The following is a 24357-nucleotide window of genomic DNA, read 5'->3' as shown; positions in this document are numbered from 1 at the left end:
CTTCCGGAAACGTCCATTGTGCCAAGCTCCATTTTCCTGCAGATAAGAGTTCCGTTTTCAAGGCTTACCGGAGACAGAAGCTCTTTAAACTCAACGCCCTCTTCCAGAACCTCCAGAAGCTCATCCTCTGCTGCCGGCATGTAGCGTTTTGTTCTTCTGTAAACCAGATATACATGCTCTACGCCTTCTGTACGTTTTGCCGCTCTGGCTGTATCCATAGCTGTATTTCCGCCGCCGATTACAACAACGTTCTTTCCAAGATCCACTTTTCCGTCATTTGCCTTAAAGTCAGCAAGGAATTTAAGGGCATTTACTGTCTCGCCTTTTTCCAGCTTCAGTGTTCCCGGTTTATTCGCTCCGGTGGCAACGATCACCGCGTCATAGCCCTGCGCTTTTACATCAGCCACAGAAGTGATCTCGGTATTTGTGCGGATTTCCACACCCATTTTTTCAATAAAGGAAACGTCTTTGTCAATAGCTGTCTCAGGAATACGGAATCCCGGAATCACATAACGGATTACACCGCCGAGTTTTGCTTCTTTTTCAAAAATGGTCACAGAAGCGCCTGCTCTTGCCAGGAAATAAGCTGCAGCGATACCTGCCGGGCCGCCGCCTACAATAGCTACTTTCTTTCCGTTGCTCTCTCCGGCACGGATCTCGCCGATCACCTCGTCATAGCCGTTCTCTGCTGCCAGAAGCTTTGTTCCGCGGATATTTACAGACTCATCATAAAAGTTTCTGGTACATTTATACATACAGTTATGTGCGCAGAGAGTTCCTGTGATAAACGGAAGGGCATTTTTATCAAGGATCACACGAAGCGCGTCCGCGTATTTTTCCTCTCCTGCAAGCCCAATGTATTCCGGAATATCCTGATGAATGGGACATCCGCCCTGGCATGGAGCGAAATAACAGTTCAGAAGCGGAACTTCCTCCTCATTTTTTCTGTTTGGAAGAGGCTTGATATTTTTTACATGGCGAGGATCTTTCTTTGCGTCCTCAGCCAGCTTTTCAAGAGCCTCCACGTCAATGCCGTCCCATGGCTTCACTCCGTCCGCCATGATCTTTTCTGCCATCTGGGAGAATCTCTGGTATCCTCCTGTTTTTAAAATGGTTGTTGCAACTGTTACCGGCCATACGCCGCAGCCAACGATCCTGTCAATATTATAAAAATCAGCTCCGCCGGAATATGCAATACGGAGTTTTCCGTCAAATTCTCTGGAAAGCTTTGCAGCCAGAGAAATAGATAGTGGGAACAGAGCCTTTCCGGACATGTACATTTCTTCGCTTGGAAGCTCGTTTCTGGTTACGTCTACCGGGAAGGTGTTTGTGATCTTTACGCCAAAGGCAAGGCCCAGTTGGTCTGCCAGCGCCTGGAGACGTTTAAACATCGGGACAGCGTCTTTATACTGCAGGTCATCCAGGAAATGGAAATCGCCGAATGCCATATAGTCATAGCCCATTTCATCCATGGTCTTTCTGGCAAATTCATAGCCCAGAAGCGTGGGATTACATTTGATAAATGTATTCAGATGCTTTTCCTTGTAAAGATGATTTGCAATACTTTCAATCTCATTTGGAGGACATCCGTGCAGGGTGGAAATTGTTGCAGAATTACAGATCTCTGACGGAATTGCTTCAATATCCTCTTTTGTCACATGCTCAAACTGATCCACATGGTCAAGAAGCCATGTTCTGCACTCCTTAAATACCTCTGTATCTCCGGCTTCCTTCATGCAGTTGATAAAAGTATCAATCTTTTCTTCTTTAATTCCTGCAAGATCATAGCCTACGGAAATATTAAACTGGAAGCCGTCTGTTCCTCCAAGACCAAACTCCTTTGCCATTACATGAAGAATAAACCATGCTTTAATATATTCTCCCATAGCCTGAGGCACATAGAGCTCTGTGGACCACTCGCAGTTATAGCATTCGTCCTCTGCCAGGATACAGGGACGGTTAATGCAGGCTGCCAGCTCATCGCCGTCCATTTTCTGAACAGTTTTCAGCTCAAAAAATCTTGCTCCCGCATAGTAGGAAGCCACAATATTCTGAGCCAGCTGTGTGTTGGGGCCTGCTGCCGGGCCGATGGGAGTCTCAAGATTTCTTCCGAAAATCTCCATATCCTTTGCCGTATCCGCCTGATAAGCCCTGTGCACGCCGAATACAGTTCCTTTTTCCTTATGCTCTGTTAAAACCCAGTCCATTAACTGTCCAAAAGACATACAGGTCATTTTTTCACTCATAATTATCCTCCTGTCATCCGGTTTCTCCGGTCATTTTTCTTATTTTCCGAAATTGATATCATCTGCAAGCTCTTTTGCGGACTGGCGGCAGTCTGCCATGATCTTTGCCTCGTCGCATACAAGAACTTCACGATCCTTCATCAGAACCTCTCCGTTACATACTGTAGTCTGAACCATGCTTCCGTTTACGCCGAACAGAAGATGTCCGTTGGTGTTGTCTGCGCGCATTGGCGTCAGAGGATCATATCCGATCACGATCACATCTGCTGCGGCTCCCGGCTTGAGAACGCCAAGCTCTTTCTTAAAGTAACGGTTGGCAATTTTTGCATTTCCCTCGAAGAGCATCTGCGGAACCTCGCCCCATGCTGCGTTAGGGTCACAGAGATGATGTTTGTGAAGAACGTTTGCCACTTTCCAGGACTCCATCATATCATGAGTATATCCGTCTGTTCCAAGTCCCGTAACGATTCCCTTGTGTACCAGAGCCATGGTAGGAGGACATCCGCAGGCATTGCCCATGTTAGATTCCGGATTATGTACTACCATAGTATCTGTATCTTTAATGAGGTCCATCTCATGCTCATTAATATAAATGCAGTGACCCAGAAGAGTTTTCGGTCCCAGAATATTCCAGTCATAAAGACGGTCAACAATACGCTTGCCATGCTCCTTTAAACACTGATGAAGATCATAGATCCCCTCTGCAACATGGATGTGATAGCCAACGCCCTCCGGCTTAAGCTCATTGCACAGCTCCATTGTCTCATCAGAGATGGTAAAGGATGCATGCATACCCATCATTCCGGCGATCATATCGCTGTCATCTGCAAGAGCATGTTTGATAAAGTTTACGTTTTCCATAACAGATTCTCTGGATTTTTCCATTCCGTCACGGTCTGAGATCTCATAGCAGAGACAGGTACGGATTCCAAGATCTTTTGCCGCTTCCTCAATGGCATTTAAGGAACCTGTAATATGTCCGAAGCTTGCATGATGATCAAAAACAGTTGTCACACCGTTTTTAATAGAATCAATATAAGTAGCATAAGCGGAAAGCTTTGTCTGTTCCAGAGTCAGATGGCGGTCAATGGTCCACCACTGTCCGTCCAGGATATCCAGAAATCCCTGAGGATTGTATCCTTTAATACTCAGTCCTCTGGCAAAGGAGCTGTAAATATGTTCATGGGCATTAATAAACGCAGGCATGATCACTCCGCCTTTTGCATCAATAAACTCTGCATCCGGATAAGCTTTTTTTACTTCTTCTGTTTCGCCTGCCATAACGATGGTGCTTCCGTCCATTGCCACTGCACCGTTTTCATAAAAGGTATTGGACGCATCTCGTGTAATCATTCTTCCATTTCCAACAATCTTCATATTAAATCCTCCCTGTCTTGTAAAAATCTCCCAACTGTATACAAATTTCATCCTGTCATTTTAGGAATTTTATACTATTAATGTATCATACTTTTTCCTGTATTTCAATAGTAACTCTAAAAAACATTTTTTTATTCTAAAAATTTTTGTACATCAAGTATTGTCTGCTTTCCGGGTCAATGCAGACTTATATTCCAGGAGCTTCTCTGCAATAAAAAAACTGTTCCGGCAGATATTCCGCATATTTTTCATGGAATATTTTGCCGCAACAGTTTTTATAATTCATTTATTAATTCCAGGACTTTTCTGTTCCGGTTCCACAAAACCGGATCTGCCTTCACCTGATATCCGCATCCGTTTTTTACATGCCAGTCATAAAAGCTTCGCCCTGGATATCCGTAAGCCTCCATTATGTTCATAATGGTTCCTCCGTGAACCACTACTGCCGCCCTGCTGATGTGACTGCGGAAACAGGCGGTTACAACCCTCTGGAATCCTTCCAGAGTACGTTTCTGAAATTCCTCTCTGCTTTCTCCATTTGGAAAAGGCAGAAGCCCGCCGCTGTCTATCCAGGCCTGATAATCCGGATTTCCGGATAATTCCAGATAGTTTTTGTTCTCAAAGTCTCCAAAGTCACACTCTGCAAGCTGGTCTATGATCCTCAGCCTTTTTTCCGGAAACAGGATCTCTGCTGTTTCCCTGCACCGCGCAAGAGGACTTACGAATACAGCTTCCGGCTCCGGATAGAAAAATTCCTTCAGCTTCTCTTTGCCTTCTTCACACAGAAGTTCATCTGTTTTTCCAATATACCTCTGATATCGGTTCCCTTCTGTCATTCCGTGACGGATCAGCCATATCTCAGTCATGTTTGATCACCGTACCGATGCCGCAGACCACTCTGGTTACCTTTCTGCTGAAGGAAGCAAGTTTTGTACATGTTCTTCCCACAGCCTCCCGGTAAGCTCTCTGAAAAGCGTCAACAGGAACCACTCCGTATCCAACCTCATCTGACACCAGAATTACCTCCGGGTTTTTCCGGATCAGCTCTTCTGCCAGAGCTTCCACGGAGCTTCCTTCTTCCATTTCTTTTTTTATAAATTCATGGAAGCCCACAACGCCCCTGGCGGAAAAAAGTTCTTCTCTGGAGATTTCGTTTCCCCTTACCCAGGAAATTCCCGGATACATTTTTTCTGCAAAAGCTGCCTTTCCCTGAAAAGCGCCTCCAATTACCATTTCCATACTCATCCTTCTCCTTTGTCTATATAAGAATAAGAATCACTGACAGCGCCGCTGTCACCAGCGCTATTGCCAGCTCACAGAGACAGAGAAACCAGCCGGAAAGATCCCCTGTGGTTCCGCCGAAATATTTCATTGCCATATGTCTGTAATATGCAAAAACTCCTGCTGCCGCAAAAAAAGCCGCTGCTCCCATAACAGGCGCTGTCCGGATCATAAGCGCTGCAAGAATGATCAGATAGCAGATCAGGGTATTTCGTACCGGAACGTCCTCAGATTTTTTTGAAAACTCTGCAACCGTTCCATCCTCTCTGGCTTTTGGAAGAGTAATCACACCCAGACCGGAAAAGCATCTGGATACCATAAATCCAAAAGCAACGATCATCATAGCCTGTCTGTCAAAGCAGATCTCGCTGTACGCGCCAAGCCAGCAGAGAAAATAAACGCCTGCCGTGATCACTGCAAAGGCTCCGGCATTGGAATCCTTCAGTATTTCCAGCCGTCTTTTTCGTTCCTGCCAGGAGCTTAAAGCGTCTGCGGTATCCAGAAGTCCGTCCACATGGATCCCTCCTGTGATCAGCACAGGGAGCACTGTCAGAGCCACAGAAAGAAAGATTACGTTAAATCCCAGATAATTGGCAAGCCATACGGCCCCAAGAGAAACGGCTCCGATCACTGCACCGATAAAAGGAAAAAAGCAGAACATGTACTTCATGTTTTCCTTTGTCCATTCTGCCTGGGGCACCGGTATTTTGGAGAACATGGCAAAGGCAATCTTAAAGCTGTTCCACAGACTTTTCATGAGAATCCCCTCCTTTTTTATGATATACGGGAATTCCATAGACAACCTCCACAACCGAATCTGCCATTTTTCCCAGACACTGATTGACCCTTCCAAGAACTTTCTGATAAGCTTCTGTCTCTCCTTCATAGGAAGCAGCCTCTGAAAAAATCTCATTGGTTACAACAATAAGATTTTCTGCCTGTGCTTTCAGATTTTGGATTCCCTTCAGAATTTCTGCTTCTGTATTTTCATGAGCGCCGTCCTCACGAAAAATCTCATTTGCTACAAGGTTGGACATACATTCCAGAAGTACGGTACAGCCCTTAGGAACCCTGACCTCAGAAAGCCCTGTATAGCATTCCACTGTGTCAAAGCCTTTTCCAAAGCGCATATCCCGATGTCTTTTCACCCGTTTTCTGCTTTCCTCGTCAAAGGGATACATGGTGGCAATATACACCCGGGGCATTTCTCCGCAGGCAACCACGCAGTCCTCGGCAAAAGCAGATTTGCCGCTTCCGCTTCCCCCTGTTACCAGAATCATCATTTATACCAGCTCCTCATACTGATCTACTTTAATATCCTCAAAGGTACTCATGGATTCATAAACTGCAAGTCCCATGTCAATAAACGGGAAAAGTGCCACTGCTCCGCTGCCCTCTCCCAGACACATTTCTCCGTGGAGTACGGCTTCTTTACCAAGGGCTTTCAGAATCGCTGCCGCTGCAGGCTCTTTGGATACATGAGAAGCGATCATATAATCTCTGGTGAGAGGGCAGATCCTCTGAGCTACAAGGGCAGCCACACAGGAAATAAATCCGTCGATCACTACCGGAATCCGGTAAGCGGCTCCTCCGATAAATAATCCTGCCATTCCGGCAATATCCAGGCCTCCCACCTTTGCCAACGCATCCACAGGATCAGAGGGATCCGGCTCATTGAGCTTTACTGCTTTTTTTATGGCATCAATTTTCCTTTTCAGTCCCTCACCGGAAAGCCCTGCTCCGCGGCCTGTCATCTCCTCAACCGGCCTGTCCAGAAGAACAGACGCCACAGCGCTGCTTGTGGTGGTATTTCCAATTCCCATCTCTCCGGTGGCGATCAGACGATAGCCCTGCTCCTTCAGTCTTCTCACCATCTCAATGCCTGCCTCGATCCCCTGTACTGCTTCCTCATAAGTCATGGCAGGCTCTTTTGTCATATTCCGGGTTCCCATCATGACCTTCAGATCAGAAGGAACCTTTGTATCTGAAGCCATGCCCACATCAACAGGAAATACATCTGTCCCGCACTGTCTGCACATGACACAGGCAGAGGTGTCTCCTTTCAGGAAGTTTTCTGCCACAATGGCTGTTACCTCCTGTCCGGTCTGGGTCACACCTTCCTCCACCACTCCGTTATCTGCACACATGGCTACCAGAGCTCTTTTATCCAGACGCACATCCGCGGAACCTGTAATACCCGCGATCTGCATCACGATCTTTTCCATTTTTCCAAGTGAATGAAGGGGCTTTGCTATGCTGTCCCATCTTTTCTGTGCAGCGCAGACCGCTTCCTGATCCACAGGTCTGATCTGCTTTTTTGCTTCTTCTAATGTCATTTTTCCGCCTTCCCCTCTTTATCCTTTTTTTCCTGTTGTAAAAACAAAAAATTTACTGAATATGTAATTAAGAGCCAGTACAATAAACTGCGTGATAAATTTTCCCATCATATCATTCATACGCAGGATCTCCACCAGAAGCCATACGCCTCCCACCTCTATGACCATAGTCACCAGACGGGCGCTGATAAATTTCATAAAAGGCTGAATGTGATCACGCAGAGTCTCGCATTTGTCCTGAAAAACGAACTTTGAATTCACCACATAGGCAAAAAGAATTGCGGCAATGATAGAGATTATATTTGCCACTGTAAGCTGCAGTCCGCATTTTCTCAGAACATAAAAGCTTACAAGGTTTACCAGGGTGGTGCAGCCTCCAAAAAACACATATCTTACCACGTCATTCCCGTACAGCCGGGCAATCATTTTTCTGATCTTTTCCATTGTTTACTCCTGCTTTTTACTGTATGTTTTTCTGTCCGGAAACTGTCTTACACAGAATCATTCCGCGCATTTTCGGATACGTCTTCACTGCCTCTGACGATCCGGGAAATAATATAGCGGGGACGCCGCTTTACTTCCTCATAGATTTTTGCGATATAATACCCGATGATTCCCAGACTGAGCATAATAGCGCTTCCGATCAAAAGAAGAACGATCACAATTGTCGTATAGCCCTCCACTGCATGTCCGGTAAAATACTGGGCAAGAGAGTATACAGCCAGTGCAAGCGAAAACAGGAAGCAGATTCCACCTCCTACAGTCACAAACTGTAAGGGCACTGTTGTAAAGGCCACAATATTCGTAAATGCATATTTGACCAGGGACCAGGCAGACCATTTGGAGACTCCGGCCTCCCGCTCCCGGACCTCAAAGCTCACAGAAATGGTTTTAAATCCTACCCATGAAGAGGTTGCCCTGAAAAACATATTTCTTTCCGGCATGGAAAGAATGCTCTCTGCCACCCGTCTGTCCATGAGCTTGAAATCAGATGCATTCTGCATATCGACTCCCGTGGCCTTTGACATGATCCCGTAAAAGAATCCCGCGCATTTTTTATGGAGAAATCCTTCTTTTCCTCTGCTGGACTTTACTCCTTCGATCACCTGATATCCCTGTTCCCACAAACGGTACATTTCCACCAGGGTTTCCGGGGGATGCTGAAGATCGCAGTCCATCACCGCTACTGCATCCCCCTTTGCCTGAGCAAGTCCGGCAAATAAAGCAGCTTCTTTCCCGAAGTTTCTGGAAAAGCTCACTCCCAGAATATTGGGATCTTTCTTTCCTGCCTTTTCAATTTCTTCCCAGGTACGGTCTGACGAGCCGTCATTGACCAGTACCAGCTCATAGGAAATCCCTGCATCTGTCAGCACCTCTCCAAGTACGGAGCAGGTTTTTGCAATCATAAGCTCTTCGTTATATGCAGGAAGCACAACCGATAAAACACTCATACCTTTGGTACCTTCTTTTTATTTAATTTCATTCTTACAAATACCAGACAAATGTAACACAGGCCTCCCGCCAAAGTCAAGCAGATGCCGGGCATCAGAAACGGCGTCCTGTATTCAAGCCGGAGTTCATGCTCTCCCTTCGGAAGCTCCAGAGCCATATACATGGTATTGGCCTTTTTAAGCTCTGTTTCCTTTCCGTCCACATAAGCCCGGAAGCCCTTGCTGTACGGTACAGAGATCAGAAGTCCCTTAGGTTCTGAAAGAGAAATATTTCCGGTGATCCTGTTTGTATCCATGCGGATATCTGTCAGAACCTCCTGGTTCAGCTTTTCTGTCTGCTTTGTAATGCGCTCCATAGGCTGACATACGATTTTCAGCTTATCAAACGTATATACGCCCGGCTTTTCAAACGTAAGGGTAATGGATTGTTTCGCAGCTTTTTCATATCCTGTGTTGCAAAGGAAATTATGTTTTCCGCTGTAAGCATTATACTTGTCTGTAAAGATCCGGATAGTCTTTTCAGGAAACTGACCGCCCACTGTTATTGATGCCTTCTGGCTTTCTTTCCAGTATCTCCAGTGGCTGTCCTCATGAAGAAGCTGATTCTGCTCATAACGGGTCATTTTATTCCATTTCTTTTCACTGACCCTATCCTTCGGAGAAAGACCGTCATAATCCAGTCCCTCCGCAATCAGATACGTCTCGCTGTTTTCCAGACCGTTAAAGAGAAGCTCCAGCTTTGCCCCTTCTTTTGTAACCTTTATCTTTCCATCCTTCACGGAACAGCCCTTGCCTTTTCTGATCTCATAGGGAATTTCCTGATCGTTAAATTCCGGTGTGATCTCAGGAAGGGAACTGTCCTCCAGCACGATTCCCTGAAGGAGCGCCTGCTGTTTTTCCGTAACAGTCATTTTTTCATATTCCTCTCCGGGTATAAAGGAATCATAGGTATACCCCAGAGGTAGGGCCTCTTCGCTTCCAAAGGCCTCATATATTTTTCCGTTTTTTTCCGCACTTCCCTCCAGCCAGTAATATCCATAGGGCACATACTGGTATCGGTTGTTTTTTACAACAAAATATTTCACTGAGGCCAGCCTGTCCAGAATGGTTCTACCATCCAGATTTTCATAATGCTGCTCCCAGGGGGTATTCAGATACATTTCGTCAAAAAACTCTCCGATATTTCCACTTGCAACACTGAAATAATAGGAAGTGCTGTTTGTTCCCATATGCATGGACGAGTTTTCGCAGGAAAGAGCATCCAGCTGGTCATAGCGGTACACGGAAGTGTCCTCTGAGTCCAGAACTGCCAGATCTGTGCCTGATTCCAGGGTTTCCATTGCCTTTCCCCTGTCTGCAAACTCTGACAGATAATCCTTTTCCATGGAATACTGATAATAAATATTAAAAAATATTCCCACTGTAAGAAGCCCGCTCATCATCAGGCAGAGATTTCTTTTTCTTACAAAAATCGATCCGTACAAAAGAATCACTGCGGTGGAAAATACCAGAAGAAGCATTGCGGACATATTTCTCTGAGTGCGGGCCGCCTCTGAAAAAAGCGCTGCCCCACAGTAAATAAGAAGCAATACAAATACCCGCCGCTTTTCCCGGATATCCAACCGGAAAAGCTCAGGATATATTTTTACAAAAATATAGGCGATCAACATTCCATAGGCCCAGATCCACCGGTTGGACACATAGGAAAAGCCATTAAGCACATGTCCGGCAAAAGGCACCAGAAGAAACACGTTCAGAAGAAGGAAGCCTGCTTTCAGCGCAGTGTTTGATTTTTTCTTTGCAAACAACACAAACACTCCCGTCATGGCAATCGCCGTGTAACCAGCCACACCCCACTGGATCATATTTTCTCCAATGAGGCAGCTTAAATATTTTTCATAGTAAATTCTGTCATACAAAAGCGGCACATAATTTTCTGCCTGAAAGCGCCCTGTGCCGAACACAGGAAGAATCACAGGCAAAAGGATCACTCCTGCCAGAAGAACTGCGATCACAGAATAACCTGCAAAAACTGCCAGCCACTTTCCAATGCATTTAAGGGTCCTCTGTGATTTATCTGTAAACACCACAAAATAATCAAAGGCAGCATAAAGTACCATAAAAATTCCCAGCATATAAAAGAAGTAAAAATTCGATACTCCTGCCAGCGCCACAGACCAGATAAATACATAGGGCTTTTCTTTCCGGTAGATCTTGTCAATTCCCAGTAAGATCAGAGGAAGATAGATCATCGGATTGGCAAAATACGGATGCTTCATTGCCGCATAGATCGTCCAGCCTGCAAAAATATAGATCAGAGAGCCCAGAAGAACTGCCTGCTTTGAATTTTTGTGATAAAAACAGTATCTGCTGAATGCGATTCCCGCAAGATATATTCTCAGAAAAATCAGAAACGCATACAGGTATTCTGTTTTTTCCGGTAATACAAATACAGATAAAAGAGTCAGAGGATCACCGATCACATAATAGTGGAGCGTTGTCAGAATATCAGACCCGTAGCCGATATGCATATCCCACATGGGAATCTCAAATTTGTGCTCCACAAAAACAGAATGAAGAATATTCCTCAGATATTCTCCATAATAAGCAAGGGAATTCAGATGCTGGGGCACACCGTCGTGACTCCAGATCAGAGATTTCCCGTTCAGATAAAACTGCAGATAAAGAATCAGTCCAATAATTCCAAAAGCCAGAGTATAGATCAGATAATAATCTATTTTCTTTTCTGTTGAAAATCTTTTTTTCATCTTCATAAATTAGCTTTCCTTTAAAAAAGCCGCGGTACCTTTGTACCGCGGCCAAAAGTCTGAATTTATTCAGCATCTGCTCCGTAAAGAGTGATGAGTTTATTCAGATAATCATATCTTTCCTTAGCCTCAGCCTCGTTCTTAGCAAACAGTCTTTCAGCTTTCTCAGGATTCTGACGTTTCAGAGAATTGTAACGAACCTCTCCGTCAAGGAATGCCTGATAGTCATCCATGTTCGGAGCCTTGGAATCCAGAGTAAACTTGTTCTCTGCTGCCGGATTGAAGCGGAAGTTATGCCAGTATCCGCACTTAACTGCCAGCTCTTCCTCTGTCTGAGCTTTGGACATACCCTTCTTGATACCATGGTTGATACATGGAGCGTATGCAATGATCAGAGACGGTCCCGGATAAGCTTCAGCCTCAGCGATCGCCTTTACAGTCTGGTTGAAGTCAGCGCCCATGGAGATCTGTGCTACATATACATAGCCATAGCTCATAGCAATGGAAGCCATATCTTTCTTTTTCACTTCTTTACCGCCTGCAGCGAACTGAGCGATTGCACCTGTCGGTGTGGATTTGGAAGACTGTCCGCCAGTGTTGGAGTAAACCTCTGTATCGAATACCATAACGTTGATGTCACGTCCGCTTGCGAGAACATGGTCAACACCGCCGAATCCGATATCGTAAGCCCATCCGTCACCACCGAAGATCCACTGGGATTTCTTGGAAAGGAAGTCTTTCTGAGCAAGGATTTCCTGAGCTTTTTCGCATCCGCATGCTTCCAGAGCTGCTACCAGTTTATCTGTAGCTATTCCGTTTGTAGCGCCTACGGAGAATGTGTCAAGCCATTCCTGTCCTGCTGCCTTAACATCTTCATTTTCAGCGTTTGCAACAAGATCCTCAACTTTTTCTTTCAGACCGTCACGGATTGCTTTCTGAGCAAGAAGCATACCATAACCGAACTCTGCATTGTCCTCGAACAGAGAGTTGGACCATGCCGGACCCTGTCCTTTTGCGTTTACAGTGTAAGGTGTGGACGGTGAGGAGTTACCCCAGATAGAAGAGCATCCTGTAGCGTTTGCAATATACATTCTGTCACCGAAAAGCTGAGTGATCAGTTTTGCGTAAGGTGTCTCACCACAGCCTGCACATGCTCCGGAGAACTCAAGCAGAGGCTGTTTGAACTGGCTTCCCTTAACAGTTGTCTCTTTGAATTTTGCAACAACATCTTCCTTAACCGGAAGCTCTACGCCATAGTCAAAGAATTTCTGACTGTCTGCATTTGCTTCCATGTTTTCCATAGCAAGTGCTTTTGCACCTTTCTTGCCCGGGCAGACATTTGCACAGGAACCGCAGCCTGTACAGTCATAAGCGGAAACAGTGATAGCAAACTTGTAATCTTTCATACCGGTCATCGGCAGAGTAGTCATGCCTTCCGGTGCGTTAGCAGCTTCTTCCTCTGTAAGAGCTACCGGACGGATAACAGCATGCGGACAAACATATGCACAGCGGTTACACTGGATACAGTTTTCCGGCTGCCATACAGGAATATTCACTGCGATACCACGTTTCTCATATGCGGAAGAACCGGACGGTGTAGTACCGTCTACATAATCCTTGAATGCAGATACAGGCAGGGAGTTACCTTCCTGTGCATTTACTTTGGACTGAATGTTGTTTACGAAATCAACAACATCTTCTCTTCCGTTCTCAACGTGAGTCATATGAAGGCCTTCGTCAGCTGCGTCTTTCCAGCTTTCCGGAACCTGGATCTCAACTACCTGCTTAGCGCCGGCGTCGATTGCAGCCCAGTTCTTCTGAACGATATCGTCACCCTTACGTCCGTAAGTAGCCTTGGCTGCTGCTTTCATAAGGTCGATTGCCTGCTCCTCAGGAATGATTCCTGTAAGTTTGAAGAATGCAGACTGAAGGATTGTGTTGATACGTGTCGGTCCCATGCCGGTTTCAATACCGATCTTCACACCGTCGATGGTGTAGAATTTAATATCATGGTTAGCGATAAATGCTTTTACCTGTCCCGGAAGATGTTTCTCAAGACCTTCCATATCCCATGGGCAGTTCAGAAGGAAAGTTCCTCCGTCTACCAGTTCCTGAACCATGTTGTATTTGTTCACATAAGAAGGATTGTGACATGCAACAAAGTCAGCTTTCTTGATCAGGTAAGTAGATTTGATCGGTTTTTTACCAAAGCGAAGGTGAGACATTGTAACACCGCCGGACTTCTTGGAGTCATAGTCAAAGTAAGCCTGAGCGTACATGTCTGTGTTGTCACCGATGATCTTAATGGAGTTCTTGTTTGCACCTACAGTACCGTCAGCGCCAAGACCCCAGAATTTACAGTTTGTGGTTCCTTCCGGAGTTGTTACGATCGGAGCGCCTGTTTCCAGGGACAGATTTGTAACATCATCCACAATACCGATTGTGAATTTCTCTTTGGAAGTGTTCTCATATACAGCAACGATCTGTGCCGGTGTTGTATCTTTGGAACCAAGTCCGTAACGTCCGGAGAATACCGGAGTATCTTTGAACTTGGAATCTTTAAGAGCTGCTACAACATCAAGGTACAGAGGCTCGCCAAGAGCACCCGGCTCTTTTGTTCTGTCAAGAACTGTGATCTGTTTTACAGATGCAGGGATTGCATCGATCAGTGCCTGTGCGCAGAATGGTCTGTAAAGACGAACTTTGATCACGCCGACTTTTTTGCCTGCTGCTGCAAGGTAATCGATAGTCTCCTCGATTGTGTCATTTACGGAACCCATAGCAACGATCACGTGATCTGCATCCTCAGCTCCGTAGTAGTTGAACAGTTTGTAGTCTGTTCCGATCTTTTCGTTTACTTTGTCCATGTATTCCTGTACAACTGCCGGAAGAGCATCGTAGTACGGGTTGCATGCTTCTCTTGCCTGGAAGAAGATATCCGGGTTCTGAGCAGAACCTCTCTGGCATGGATGATTCGGGTTCAGAGCGTTTTTACGGAACTCTGCGATCGCATCCATATCAGCCATATCTTTCAGATCTTCATAATCCCATGTTTCGATCTTCTGGATCTCATGAGATGTACGGAAACCGTCAAAGAAGTTGATGAACGGAACTTTTCCTTTGATAGCTGCAAGATGAGCTACCGGTGTAAGGTCCATAACCTCCTGTACAGAAGACTCGCAAAGCATTGCGCAGCCTGTCTGACGGCATGCCATAACGTCAGAATGATCTCCGAAAATGGAAAGTGCGTGAGAAGCAAGTGCACGGGCAGATACGTTGATAACGCCCGGAAGCTGCTCTCCTGCGATCTTGTAAAGGTTCGGGATCATCAGAAGAAGACCCTGAGATGCTGTGTAGGTAGTTGTAAGGGCACCGGCTGCCAGAGATCCGTGAACTGCACCTGCAGCACCAGCCTCGGACTGCATTTCAGTAACCTGTACTTCCTGTCCAAAGATGTTCTTTCTTCCCTGGGTTGCCCACTCGTCTGTAGCTTCAGCCATAACAGATGAAGGGGTGATCGGGTAAATAGCAGCTACATCAGAAAAAGCGTATGATGCATGAGCGGCTGCATGATTACCATCCATGGTTTTCATCTTTCTTGCCATAGTTTTCTTTTCCTCCTTAAAGGTATGATGAAAATTATTTCTAGACTGTTATCCAGTCTAAAATTCCATTTCTGATTATATCATATTCCTGTGATATTGTCCAACCGGATTCTGGATTTTTTTGCATACAACAAAGGAGCGGCTCCTGTCCACGCCCTTCACAGCAGCCTGGGCAAAATACATTCCTGTTCACCTTCGGTGACAGCATTTTGTCCTTTCCGTGCCATAATACGCGCCTGAAGCAGACCGCTCCCTTTTTATTTATCCTGACTGCTTACATCAGCAGCTTCAATTGATTTCACTCTGTCCACACAGTCACATACTGTCGAAAAGTTCCTGAAGAGTTTTACGCTGAAAAAGCTTCCACAGCTCTTTCTGGATCTCCACAAGCTCTCTGTGAACAAGGCAGGGCGTTTTATCCCTGTTATCTCTGACGCAGTGATACTGGGGATCCATACATTCTATGATCATAAGTTCCGGATCAATGGCTGTATAAATATCAAACAGCGTGATCTCCCCCGGCGTCCGGTTCATGGAATAACCTCCATGGACTCCTCTGTAGCCTCTGACGAGCTTTGCTTTCTGAAGTTTTTTCAGGATTTTGTAAGCAAAAGGCGCTGTAATCTCCTCACGCTCACAGATTTCTCCGACACTGAGCCGCTCCGCACCTGAAAGTGCGCGGATCACTCGTACTGCATAATCACATTCTCTTGTAATCAACATATCTTTTCCCTCTCTACTGTCTCTTATGTCCGTCGCTGCTGTCACTGATCAAAGCCTGCAGTTTTTCTGAATATTTCCTTGGCAGCTTACTACCGGGATGCTATGTTCCCAATTATAGCAATTTGTTTGTGAAAATTCAACAATTTTTAAAAATACCCTGTATTAGATGCAATAATAATCTGCTATTTTTCTGCAAAGATCAGCAGAATACCAAAAGCCAGGATCACAACGCCCAGTATTCTTCTGAGCCATACTCCCGCGGCGGCATATCTGGGATTTTTTATTGCCCGGTCCACATAACTGTAGCCGATCCCCGTTCCTACCAGAAGCACACTGTGACCCACCGCATAAAGCACCATAAGCAAAACGCCCCACCAGGCATTCTGCCCCAGCTCCGCAACAAGCGCCAGCAGGGCAACCATTACCGGGATCGCACAGTGGGAAGCAAACACGCCGCCCAGAGCTCCTGTAAAAAATGCGCCGATGTAACCTTTTTTCGTCATGTGCTCTGATATGTGGATATGGGGAATCAGACTGATGACTCCAAACACCTGAAGAGCCATCAATATCATAAGAATTCCCATAAGAATTGTCCACCAGTGCCCTGCCTCATGCATCCGATGTCCGATAAAAGAGGCCACTGAGCCAAAAATACCAAAAGTCACTGCCATTCCCGAAGCCATGGAAAGCGACAGGCAGACTGCTTTTTTGCGGTCTGCTTCCACAGCCCCCACACAGGCCAGCAGCATGGGTACCGAGGCAAGAGAGCAGGGGGTAAAAGAGGTAAGGATCCCTGCCACAAGACTCAGCACAGGCGCTGCCCAAAGATTTTGTGTCATCATCTCTGTAAGCGTATTTATGATTTCAGTCATAAACAACTATCTCCCTTCTATGAAATACAGCCATATTTTCTGTTCATTTCCTTTTAAAAGTTGATTATAGCAGTGTCCTGTTGATTTTTCAAGAAAATAACTCTTGCAAAATCCAGACTTTACGGTACAATGGGAATGAGCTGCAAAAACAGCATCCTGATAAAATGTAAAACCGAAACCGTAACGAAGAAAAGAGGTACTTTATGATTTCAGCAAATAACATCACTCTGAGGGTTGGAAAAAAAGCCCTGTTTGAAGATGTCAACATCAAATTTACAGAAGGAAACTGCTACGGTCTCATTGGCGCCAACGGCGCAGGAAAATCTACTTTTCTGAAGATCCTGTCCGGACAGCTTGAGCCCACCAACGGCGACATTGTGATCACACCGGGACAGCGTCTTTCTTTCCTGCAGCAGGATCACTTTAAATACGACTCCTATCCTGTTCTGGATACAGTTATTATGGGAAACTCCAGACTGTATGAGATTATGAAGGAAAAAGAAGCCATATATGCAAAGGAAGACTTTACAGATGAAGACGGCATCCGCGCCAGCGAGCTGGAAGGTGAATTTGCGGAAATGAACGGATGGGAAGCAGAATCTGACGCCGCAACCCTTCTGAACGGTCTGGGCATCGAAACAGAATTCCATTATTCACAGATGTCTGACCTTACAGGAAGCCAGAAAGTCAAGGTTCTTCTGGCTCAGGCGCTTTTCGGCAACCCGGACATCCTTCTTCTGGATGAGCCTACCAACCACCTGGATCTTCCTGCTATTGAGTGGCTGGAAGAATTCCTGATCAACTTTGACAATACGATCATCGTAGTTTCCCATGACCGTTATTTCCTTAATAAGGTCTGCACTCACACTGCCGACATTGACTACGGCAAGATCCAGCTTTATGCAGGAAACTATGATTTCTGGTTTGAATCCAGCCAGCTTCTTATTAAACAGATGAAAGAAGCAAATAAAAAGAAAGAAGAAAAGATCAAGGAGCTGCAGGAGTTTATCTCCCGTTTCAGCGCCAACGCCTCCAAGTCCAAGCAGGCCACTTCACGTAAACGTGCTCTGGAAAAAATCCAGCTAGACGATATGCGTCCTTCAAGCCGTAAGTATCCTTATATCGACTTCCGTCCAAACCGTGAGATCGGAAACGAAGTCCTTATGGTGGAAAACCTTTCCAAAACAATTGACGGTGTAAAGGTCCTGGACAACATCTCCTTTACCCTCGGACACGATGACAAGGTAGCCTTTGTAGGCGCCAACGAGCAGGCTATCACCACTTTCTTCCGCATTCTTATGGGAGAGCTGGAACCGGATGAAGGAAATTACAAGTGGGGCGTAACAACCTCCCAGGCTTATTTCCCAAAAGACAGCACTCAGGAATTTGACAATGATCTGACTATCACAGACTGGCTGACCCAGTATTCTGAGATTAAAGACGCCACCTATGTCAGAGGCTTCCTGGGACGTATGCTTTTCCCGGGCGAGGACGGAGTAAAACGCGTCAAGGTTCTTTCCGGTGGTGAAAAGGTGCGCTGTCTGCTTTCCAAGATGATGATCTCCGGCGCAAATATCCTTGTTCTGGACGAGCCTACCAACCATCTGGATATGGAATCCATTACTGCTCTGAACAACGGACTGATCAAATTCCCGGGAGTTATTCTTTTCACCTCCCATGACCATCAGTTTGTTCAGACAACAGCCAACCGTATCATGGAGATTCTCCCTGACGGAAAACTCATTGACAAGATCACAACCTACGACGAGTATCTTGCCAGTGACGAGATGGCAAAGAAACGTCATGTATTTGAGATCAATGAGGAAGACGCTTCCGACAACTAAACACTTTATAACATTCATCTGTACTGCAAAAACGGCAGGCACCACTTACAAAGTGATGTCTGCCGTTTTTCCCTGAGTTACTTCCAGAAGGCTTTTTACCGGAACCTTCAAAGTCAGGCCGATACGCCCGCCGCTTATATAAATTTCCTCAAAACTTTCCGCTGAGGAATCAAACACTGTGGGATATGCTTTTTTCATTCCCAGAGGGCTGCAGCCGCCTCTTACATAGCCTGTAATCTTCAGGATATCCTTTACATGGATCATGTCCACTGTTTTTTCTCCCACTGCCTTTGCCGCAGCTTTTCTGTCAACCTCTTTCTGAATCGGTACCACGAACACGTAATACCCTCCGCTTTTTCCTTCCATTACCAAAGTTTTAAAGGACTGCTCATAAGGAGCACCCACAAGATCCGCGCTGTGGATCCCGTCTATAAATTCATCACACTCATAAGGAAATGCCTCATAGGAAATCTTTTTTCTTTCCAGCATCCTCATAGCGTTTGTCTTAGCCTCTTTTGCCATTTCGTCTGTCCTTTCCGGCCTTTCTTTCTGTAATTTTCTTCCATGGAAGAATACTTTCTCTGTCTTCCTCTTCCATCATTTCTCTGAGGATTTCTTCATCAAGCTCATCCTCGTCAATGGGGTCGTCATAATAATCATATCTGTCTTTTTCTTTCAGATCCGCATAAAATTCTCTTTCCCGCCAACTGTTGGAATATCCGTCCAATTCATCCGAAAATTCCTGCGGATTCTTCTGTTCCGGCTGATCTACCCGGATGGTATAGGTCTTTTTTCTTCCGGGATTCATACTGTAAGATGACCGTCCGCAGGAATCATCGTACGCATAAGAATCAAGGGGCAGATCAATCTCCGGATCCTTTGTCCGTCTTGGACGGTACACAATAGTTTTGTCCGGATCCAGTCCGTACTCATCCACAATACGGCGTTTCCTGTCTTTTTCCCCAACCTGAATATCCACCGGAGTATGCCTTCTGGATGAACTTCTGTTTTCTGAATAATTTCTCCTTGCCGAAGAATCTCTTTTTTCCGAAACATTTCTTCTTTCATTTCTTTTTTCAGAGACTGTCAGCTGTCCCTTTGTATGTTTCTCAAACACATCTTCCTGAACTCTTTTTCTTCTTGCCGGAGGCTCATAATACATTTCTTCTTCAATGTCCGGGTACAGATCATATTCTTCCTCCCGGCGGTGTTCCTTTTTGCCCCGGCTGGCAGAAGCTTCATATTCTTCTTCATCCTCTTTATATCTGCTGCGGTTTGTCGCAAACTGGATCAGCATACCCAGAACAGCAAAGGCTGCGCTGAGCCCTATCCCATAAGGAAAATCCGCCAGTCCCACGATCTTTGCCAGAGACATTCCTGCCATTGCGCCGCCAAGAAGGCTGGTTCCTACAATGATCACTTCTTTTGCCCACTTCATGGCAAGAGTTCCCAGTCCTGCTCCTGCAAGAAGACAGATAAAAAACATCAGAGAAGTTGTCGGGTGAAGAACATAAACGGCAATTCCCAAGCCAAGTCCTGCTCCCAGAACAAAAATCCCCACCTTATAACTTACAAATACAAGAACAGCCAGCACAACGCCTACTCCGGCTCCGATCGCAAGCCGCACTGTATTATCACTGACCTCCATAAAAAACGAGGCTCCATATCCAAGTGCCGCTCCGATAACAAAAGCAAAAAGCATCATCCAGAAACGGAGAAGCCTGTACCCCAAAATACAATTTATCACACCAAATACCAGCAGGATTCCAAATCCTATCAGCTGTATGTCTGTTACTGCTGAAGCTGACCGGAACCGTTCTATCATATCCATTCCCCTCAGCAGGATATCCAGAATGCTGTTCATACTCTTTTTTCCTCCTTTATGTTATGTGTCAGAACATAAAATACATGGTTTTCATATTTTCCAGAAGTCCGTAATGATACTCCACAGACTCCAGCCCATAAAGCTGAAGATAATACTCTGCCACACGATCAATATAACTCTCCTGTATCCATTCTCTGTAAGCTTCATTATACGCTTCCTGAGTGCTGAATTTGAATCTCACCACAGCCGCGCCATTGTCCAGACGCATTTTACAATAGCTGTAAAGAGCTTCTGTATCATAGGTATCAAAACAGCCCTGATTCAGCACATAAAAATTTTTGTCCACTGCTGTACATTCCGGTACGGGAAATTCTTCTGATGCCGTATAAATCTCCCGGTACTCATCAGGAAACGGACAGAGATAATCATACAGAGTTGTTTTGTGCTCCACAAACTGAACCGCATCCCCTTCCAGAAATTCCGGCTGATCTCCATTTGTAGCATCCACATAGTAATACTGTCCGTCAAGCAGCACAATATTCCATGCATGTCCCTCCGTACTGCCCTTTGTGCTTCCCTCCACATAAATACAGGGGATTCCCAGTCTTTCCAGAAAATACTGGACTGATCTTGCATACCCGGCGCACACTGCCTGCTTTTTCCAGAAAACTCCTGCCAGATTCTGGTCATGATCAGAGGAGACATATTCCGTCGTATCAATCAGATATGTATAAACTGTTTTGACCTTTTCATAATCATCTGCATTTTCCGGTATCATTGCAGTCATTTCCTGATATCTCTGCTCCATGGCAGCCTGAATCTCCTGAACTTCCTGCTCCGTATAAGTATATCCGGGCGAAAACAGGCTGTAATCCTCTCCCGGATACGTGGTCCGGTAAACAGCCTCCCTGTTGTGGATCCAAAAAAGCTCCGGATGATCCTTCAGAACAGCATGGTACGCTCTGTCGATCACCTCATCCTCCGAAGAAGTCAGATAAAATTCTTCTTTTCTCTCCCGGATACCCTGGAGCATCTGTCTGTAAATAACTTTTTCCTGATCTTTCAGAAGCTGAAAATAGTATTCCTGATGACCTTCCTCTGTCTGCGCAGTCTCCTGCTCCCGAAGTTTTTTTACCTGTTCCGGTTCCTGATCAAACACGGCTCTGGCTGCATCTGCCATCTGTTCCAGCCCTGTTTTTTCTTTCTGATCACCTACGGATCTCTCTTTCTGCGATATCCCGAATATAAGGCCGGCAACGATCAGAAGCAGAAATAGCAGAAAAAGAAGCTTGGGAAAACGCCTTTTTTTCATTTGTTTCTCCTTTTGAAAAATCATGCCCATGCGGCTTTCATTTTTCCGCATGGGCATATGTTACGCTGCGTGTAAACAGTAACTGACTGATTTCTCTGTCAGCTCTTCCGTGTCAGTCTTCAAAAATAACCTCTATATCCTCAAATTCCTCTGCCTTTGAGGTACTCTGAGTAACTGAAATATTCTGGTCAAGGATTCCCTGAAGCGTATCTGTCACCTCAACATTGCCTGTTTCCCGATCTTCTTCGGACACTGCAGTCTGCTCATCCTCTTCCATATCCTCAAAAATCACTTCTACATCTTCATCAGAGACAAAGATTTCGTCACTGCTGCCGCTATTTAACACAGCATCAGAAGCGCTGCCTGAAGTAAGATCTTCTGCTGTTCCATTCTGTTCCAGTTTTTCAGGAGCTGAAACGTTTGATGCAGAAGCTCCGTCACTGAGCATCTGAGTCCGTTCTTCCTCTGTAGGATAAAAATCCGGCTGACGGATATATCGGAAGCTTGCACCGTAAGCCTCTCCTACTGTAACGCCGTTTTTGCTGGAAGAACAATGTACTGCGATCCAGTCTCCTGCATCTGTCTGACCGCAGATAATACCCACATGGTTGTCGCTTCCCGCCTCCGGTCCGCTCTGGAATACCAGATCTCCAGGCTGAGCGTCTTCTTCACTGACCACATTGGCATTGAGCCATTGCTCAGAAGTTCCGTCTCCTACGCTGCTCTGCATTCCCTGGTTCAGATATCCATTGATCACAGACCAGGTAACAAATCCGCTGCAGTCCAGTCCGTAGGCTCTTGTACTTCCTGTACTTGGACTTCCTGCCGCATCTACCTTTTCTGCATTTCCCCAGTTCGCATCCTTACCGATGGCTGTGGATTTGCCGCCCCAGAAATATCCCACCTCTCCAACCAGAGAATATGCTGCTGTGATCACATTTACACGTTCCTCTGAAACATCGTCACCGACACTCTGGCGCACAAAGCCCTTTGCGTCCGTTACAACTGCACAGAGAAGCTTGCAGTCTGTTTCCACATATTTTTTAAGGATATCTCTCTGATCCTGAGGAATCTTGTTTTTCTTTATGTAAGTATTAATATGATAATTTCCATAGGAAACATGAGAAAGATTCTCCTCATCTCTCACGATCGGATTCATTTCTGCAAAAATTTCCGCCAGTTTGTTTTTTGAAGAGGAATCCATTTGAAACTCCTTAACGCCGCTCTGACTCTCTTCATAAACATAAACAGCAAGAATATCCTGCCAGTTTCTCACCAGAAGGGAATCTGAAGAAGCCGTCTGACCGTTTTCACGGGTATCACTGGCATCTGTCAGGCCATTCTTTTCTTTATATTCCCTTTCAATCTGATCCATCACAGAAGCGAAATCCTCTGAAAAAGTAAGCTGATAATTATTTTTCAGACTGTCCAGATAAAACTCTCTTCCTGCATGAAGATTGGATACCATACTTGTGTAATATACCGGAGTACCTGTCTTTCCTGTTTCAGAACCATCTGAAAAATCCGTCTTATCATCATCCTTGCCTTCCTGTTTTTTAAGAACTTCCATTCTCTTTTCCATTTTTACAAGAATATCGTAATTTGTCACAAGCTTCTTTTCTTCTTCTGTAAAATCATCATAAATCTCACGAAGCTCTTTCAGCTTTTTTTCATGCTTTAATGTAAGCTTTTCCTTTGAAAGTTTATCAATCTCAGCAATCAGAGCTTTTACTGCCTGTTCATCCGGTTCCGGTGTTACGCTTGGCTGCGGTGTTACGGTAACGCTCGGCTGAGGCGTTACGGTTGGTTCCGACCCCGGTGTTACTGTCGGTGAAGGCTGCGGTGTCACTGTCGGATCTGGTTCCGGTGTTACCGTTGGTTCCGGTTCCGGCGTCACGGTTGGCTGCGGTGCTTCTGTAGGCTTCGGAGCCTCTGTCGGCGCAGGCGTTGCAGGTGCCTCTGTCGGTACCGGAGCTACTGTAGGCGCAGGTGTGGCAGGTGCTTCCGTAGGCGCAGGAGCTGTCTCTCCCTGTCCTGAACCGTCTCCGAAATCCGCTGCAGCCTCTGTCCCTTCACTGCCTGCCATTACAGCCGCCGGACTTGACAGAACTGTACCGGAAATCAATGTAATACATAAATATTTTGTCAGATATTTGTTCTTCATTCTGGTTAATATTACTCCCTTCCAAGAACATATCTTTATTCCCCTATATAAAGGTATGCCTTCCTCAATGTCGTTTGCTTACATATGACCGTTTTTATTTTATCATACACTTTTTTCAAAATCAACCGCCGGAGCACAGGCCCCGGCGGTTTTAGTACAAAATTCATATTTTTTTCATATTTTTTATATTTCAGAAAACACATACAGGAACTTTTTCCGGCTCCAGTCCCGGACACAACCGGCACACTCCCCGGAACACCTGACAGCACACATCAAGAATATACCTGATATCATCTGAAATATTCCGTTCTTTTTTCAGATATTCCGCATGTTTTTCCCGAATATACTCTGTAAGCTGTCCAAAGCTCCCAAAGCTGATCTCAGCCGCCTGATACCGGGCAGCCTCGCCATTTCTTATACAGGTCTTCAGCCGGTTTTTCAGTTCTTTTTCATAGCTGTTATGCTCTACAAGAGATCCGGTAAAGGTTTTATTATGAGGAAAAGTAAAGTAATCGGCAATGTAGTGAAAAATCTCTCCAAGCCTGCGCCAGAA

The 24357-nt window shown here is 45.5% G+C and carries 19 protein-coding genes; 1 reads left to right on the top strand and 18 read right to left on the bottom strand.

The window, feature by feature from the left end; genetic code table 11:
* The 13 genes from ygfK to QVP40_RS07870 form a co-directional block, all read right to left on the bottom strand.
* Positions 1–2246: putative selenate reductase subunit YgfK (ygfK, locus tag QVP40_RS07930; RefSeq protein WP_288200394.1), on the bottom strand; the 2246-nt coding region annotated here is incomplete at its 3' end.
* A 39-nt stretch (positions 2247–2285) separates the two neighbouring features.
* The gene (gene ssnA, locus QVP40_RS07925) at positions 2286–3623 is read right to left on the bottom strand and encodes a putative aminohydrolase SsnA (protein ID WP_022067928.1); all 1338 of its coding nucleotides are present in this window, start codon (positions 3621–3623) and stop codon (positions 2286–2288) included.
* Between the two features lie 275 nt (positions 3624–3898).
* Complete coding sequence (locus QVP40_RS07920) at positions 3899–4489, bottom strand: histidine phosphatase family protein (protein WP_022067927.1); 591 nt, start codon at positions 4487–4489, stop codon at positions 3899–3901.
* On the bottom strand, positions 4482–4862 hold the full coding sequence (locus tag QVP40_RS07915; RefSeq protein ID WP_022067926.1) for a bifunctional adenosylcobinamide kinase/adenosylcobinamide-phosphate guanylyltransferase: 381 nt from the start codon (positions 4860–4862) through the stop codon (positions 4482–4484). Before QVP40_RS07915 ends, QVP40_RS07920 begins: the two co-directional genes overlap by 8 nt.
* A gap of 19 nt (positions 4863–4881) precedes the next feature.
* A complete protein-coding gene (gene cobS, locus QVP40_RS07910; protein WP_022067925.1) occupies positions 4882–5661 on the bottom strand; it encodes an adenosylcobinamide-GDP ribazoletransferase in 780 nt (259 codons plus the stop codon).
* Positions 5636–6187, bottom strand: coding sequence for a bifunctional adenosylcobinamide kinase/adenosylcobinamide-phosphate guanylyltransferase (locus QVP40_RS07905; protein ID WP_022067924.1), 552 nt, complete (start codon positions 6185–6187; stop codon positions 5636–5638). The genes cobS and QVP40_RS07905 overlap by 26 nt, the downstream gene beginning before the upstream one ends.
* On the bottom strand, positions 6188–7240 hold the full coding sequence (gene cobT, locus QVP40_RS07900; RefSeq protein ID WP_022067923.1) for a nicotinate-nucleotide--dimethylbenzimidazole phosphoribosyltransferase: 1053 nt from the start codon (positions 7238–7240) through the stop codon (positions 6188–6190).
* Between the two features lie 18 nt (positions 7241–7258).
* Positions 7259–7684, bottom strand: a complete 426-nt coding sequence (locus tag QVP40_RS07895) for a GtrA family protein (RefSeq protein ID WP_022067922.1) — start codon at positions 7682–7684, stop codon at positions 7259–7261.
* A gap of 47 nt (positions 7685–7731) precedes the next feature.
* Positions 7732–8691 (bottom strand): glycosyltransferase family 2 protein, encoded by a 960-nt coding sequence (locus QVP40_RS07890; protein ID WP_022067921.1) that lies wholly within the window; start codon positions 8689–8691, stop codon positions 7732–7734.
* Complete coding sequence (locus QVP40_RS07885) at positions 8688–11465, bottom strand: YfhO family protein (protein WP_022067920.1); 2778 nt, start codon at positions 11463–11465, stop codon at positions 8688–8690. The genes QVP40_RS07890 and QVP40_RS07885 overlap by 4 nt, the downstream gene beginning before the upstream one ends.
* A 59-nt stretch (positions 11466–11524) precedes the next feature.
* Positions 11525–15064: a pyruvate:ferredoxin (flavodoxin) oxidoreductase gene (gene nifJ / locus QVP40_RS07880; protein WP_022067919.1), complete on the bottom strand. Its 3540-nt coding sequence runs from the start codon at positions 15062–15064 to the stop codon at positions 11525–11527.
* A gap of 315 nt (positions 15065–15379) precedes the next feature.
* Positions 15380–15787, bottom strand: a complete 408-nt coding sequence (locus tag QVP40_RS07875) for an RrF2 family transcriptional regulator (protein WP_022067918.1) — start codon at positions 15785–15787, stop codon at positions 15380–15382.
* Between the two features lie 182 nt (positions 15788–15969).
* Complete coding sequence (locus tag QVP40_RS07870; protein ID WP_022067917.1) at positions 15970–16659, bottom strand: cytochrome c biogenesis CcdA family protein; 690 nt, start codon at positions 16657–16659, stop codon at positions 15970–15972.
* Between the two features lie 203 nt (positions 16660–16862).
* On the opposite strand from QVP40_RS07870, the gene QVP40_RS07865 reads away from it, so the two are divergent.
* Positions 16863–18503 carry an ABC-F family ATP-binding cassette domain-containing protein gene (locus QVP40_RS07865; protein ID WP_022067916.1) on the top strand — a complete coding sequence of 547 codons (1641 nt, stop codon included), beginning with the start codon at positions 16863–16865 and terminating at the stop codon, positions 18501–18503.
* Between the two features lie 45 nt (positions 18504–18548).
* Here QVP40_RS07865 and ybaK read toward each other — a convergent pair whose 3' ends face one another.
* The 5 genes from ybaK to QVP40_RS07840 all read right to left on the bottom strand — a co-directional run.
* The gene (ybaK, locus tag QVP40_RS07860; protein ID WP_022067915.1) at positions 18549–19025 is read right to left on the bottom strand and encodes a Cys-tRNA(Pro) deacylase; all 477 of its coding nucleotides are present in this window, start codon (positions 19023–19025) and stop codon (positions 18549–18551) included.
* On the bottom strand, positions 19009–20367 hold the full coding sequence (locus QVP40_RS07855; RefSeq protein WP_022067914.1) for a TMEM198/TM7SF3 family protein: 1359 nt from the start codon (positions 20365–20367) through the stop codon (positions 19009–19011). The genes ybaK and QVP40_RS07855 overlap by 17 nt, the downstream gene beginning before the upstream one ends.
* A gap of 28 nt (positions 20368–20395) precedes the next feature.
* The gene (locus QVP40_RS07850; RefSeq protein ID WP_022067913.1) at positions 20396–21640 is read right to left on the bottom strand and encodes a transglutaminase domain-containing protein; all 1245 of its coding nucleotides are present in this window, start codon (positions 21638–21640) and stop codon (positions 20396–20398) included.
* A 112-nt stretch (positions 21641–21752) separates the two neighbouring features.
* The gene (locus tag QVP40_RS07845) at positions 21753–23804 is read right to left on the bottom strand and encodes an NlpC/P60 family protein (protein WP_022067912.1); all 2052 of its coding nucleotides are present in this window, start codon (positions 23802–23804) and stop codon (positions 21753–21755) included.
* Positions 23805–23994: 190 nt separating this feature from the next.
* The coding region (locus tag QVP40_RS07840; RefSeq protein WP_288200393.1) for a zinc dependent phospholipase C family protein at positions 23995–24357 on the bottom strand (363 nt) is incomplete at its 5' end.

The sequence above is a fragment of the Blautia sp. CAG:257 genome, from assembly GCF_000433815.1.
Taxonomy (GTDB): Bacteria; Bacillota; Clostridia; order Lachnospirales; family Lachnospiraceae; genus Blautia_A; species Blautia_A caecimuris.
Note: the sequence above shows the minus strand (reverse complement) of the source record. Positions and strands in the feature narration are given on the sequence as shown.

Bases quoted from the DNA above. Each gene is read 5' to 3' on its own strand.
- ssnA (WP_022067928.1), bottom strand. From the start codon at position 3,623: ATGAAGATTGTTGGAAATGGAAGAATGATTACACGAGATGCGTCCAAT.
- QVP40_RS07920 (WP_022067927.1), bottom strand. From the start codon at position 4,489: ATGACTGAGATATGGCTGATCCGTCACGGAATGACAGAAGGGAACCGA.
- QVP40_RS07915 (WP_022067926.1), bottom strand. From the start codon at position 4,862: ATGGAAATGGTAATTGGAGGCGCTTTTCAGGGAAAGGCAGCTTTTGCA.
- cobS (WP_022067925.1), bottom strand. From the start codon at position 5,661: ATGAAAAGTCTGTGGAACAGCTTTAAGATTGCCTTTGCCATGTTCTCC.
- QVP40_RS07905 (WP_022067924.1), bottom strand. From the start codon at position 6,187: ATGATGATTCTGGTAACAGGGGGAAGCGGAAGCGGCAAATCTGCTTTT.
- cobT (WP_022067923.1), bottom strand. From the start codon at position 7,240: ATGACATTAGAAGAAGCAAAAAAGCAGATCAGACCTGTGGATCAGGAA.
- QVP40_RS07895 (WP_022067922.1), bottom strand. From the start codon at position 7,684: ATGGAAAAGATCAGAAAAATGATTGCCCGGCTGTACGGGAATGACGTG.
- QVP40_RS07890 (WP_022067921.1), bottom strand. From the start codon at position 8,691: ATGAGTGTTTTATCGGTTGTGCTTCCTGCATATAACGAAGAGCTTATG.
- QVP40_RS07885 (WP_022067920.1), bottom strand. From the start codon at position 11,465: ATGAAGATGAAAAAAAGATTTTCAACAGAAAAGAAAATAGATTATTAT.
- nifJ (WP_022067919.1), bottom strand. From the start codon at position 15,064: ATGGCAAGAAAGATGAAAACCATGGATGGTAATCATGCAGCCGCTCAT.
- QVP40_RS07875 (WP_022067918.1), bottom strand. From the start codon at position 15,787: ATGTTGATTACAAGAGAATGTGATTATGCAGTACGAGTGATCCGCGCA.
- QVP40_RS07870 (WP_022067917.1), bottom strand. From the start codon at position 16,659: ATGACTGAAATCATAAATACGCTTACAGAGATGATGACACAAAATCTT.
- QVP40_RS07865 (WP_022067916.1), top strand. From the start codon at position 16,863: ATGATTTCAGCAAATAACATCACTCTGAGGGTTGGAAAAAAAGCCCTG.
- ybaK (WP_022067915.1), bottom strand. From the start codon at position 19,025: ATGGCAAAAGAGGCTAAGACAAACGCTATGAGGATGCTGGAAAGAAAA.
- QVP40_RS07855 (WP_022067914.1), bottom strand. From the start codon at position 20,367: ATGAACAGCATTCTGGATATCCTGCTGAGGGGAATGGATATGATAGAA.
- QVP40_RS07850 (WP_022067913.1), bottom strand. From the start codon at position 21,640: ATGAAAAAAAGGCGTTTTCCCAAGCTTCTTTTTCTGCTATTTCTGCTT.
- QVP40_RS07845 (WP_022067912.1), bottom strand. From the start codon at position 23,804: ATGAAGAACAAATATCTGACAAAATATTTATGTATTACATTGATTTCC.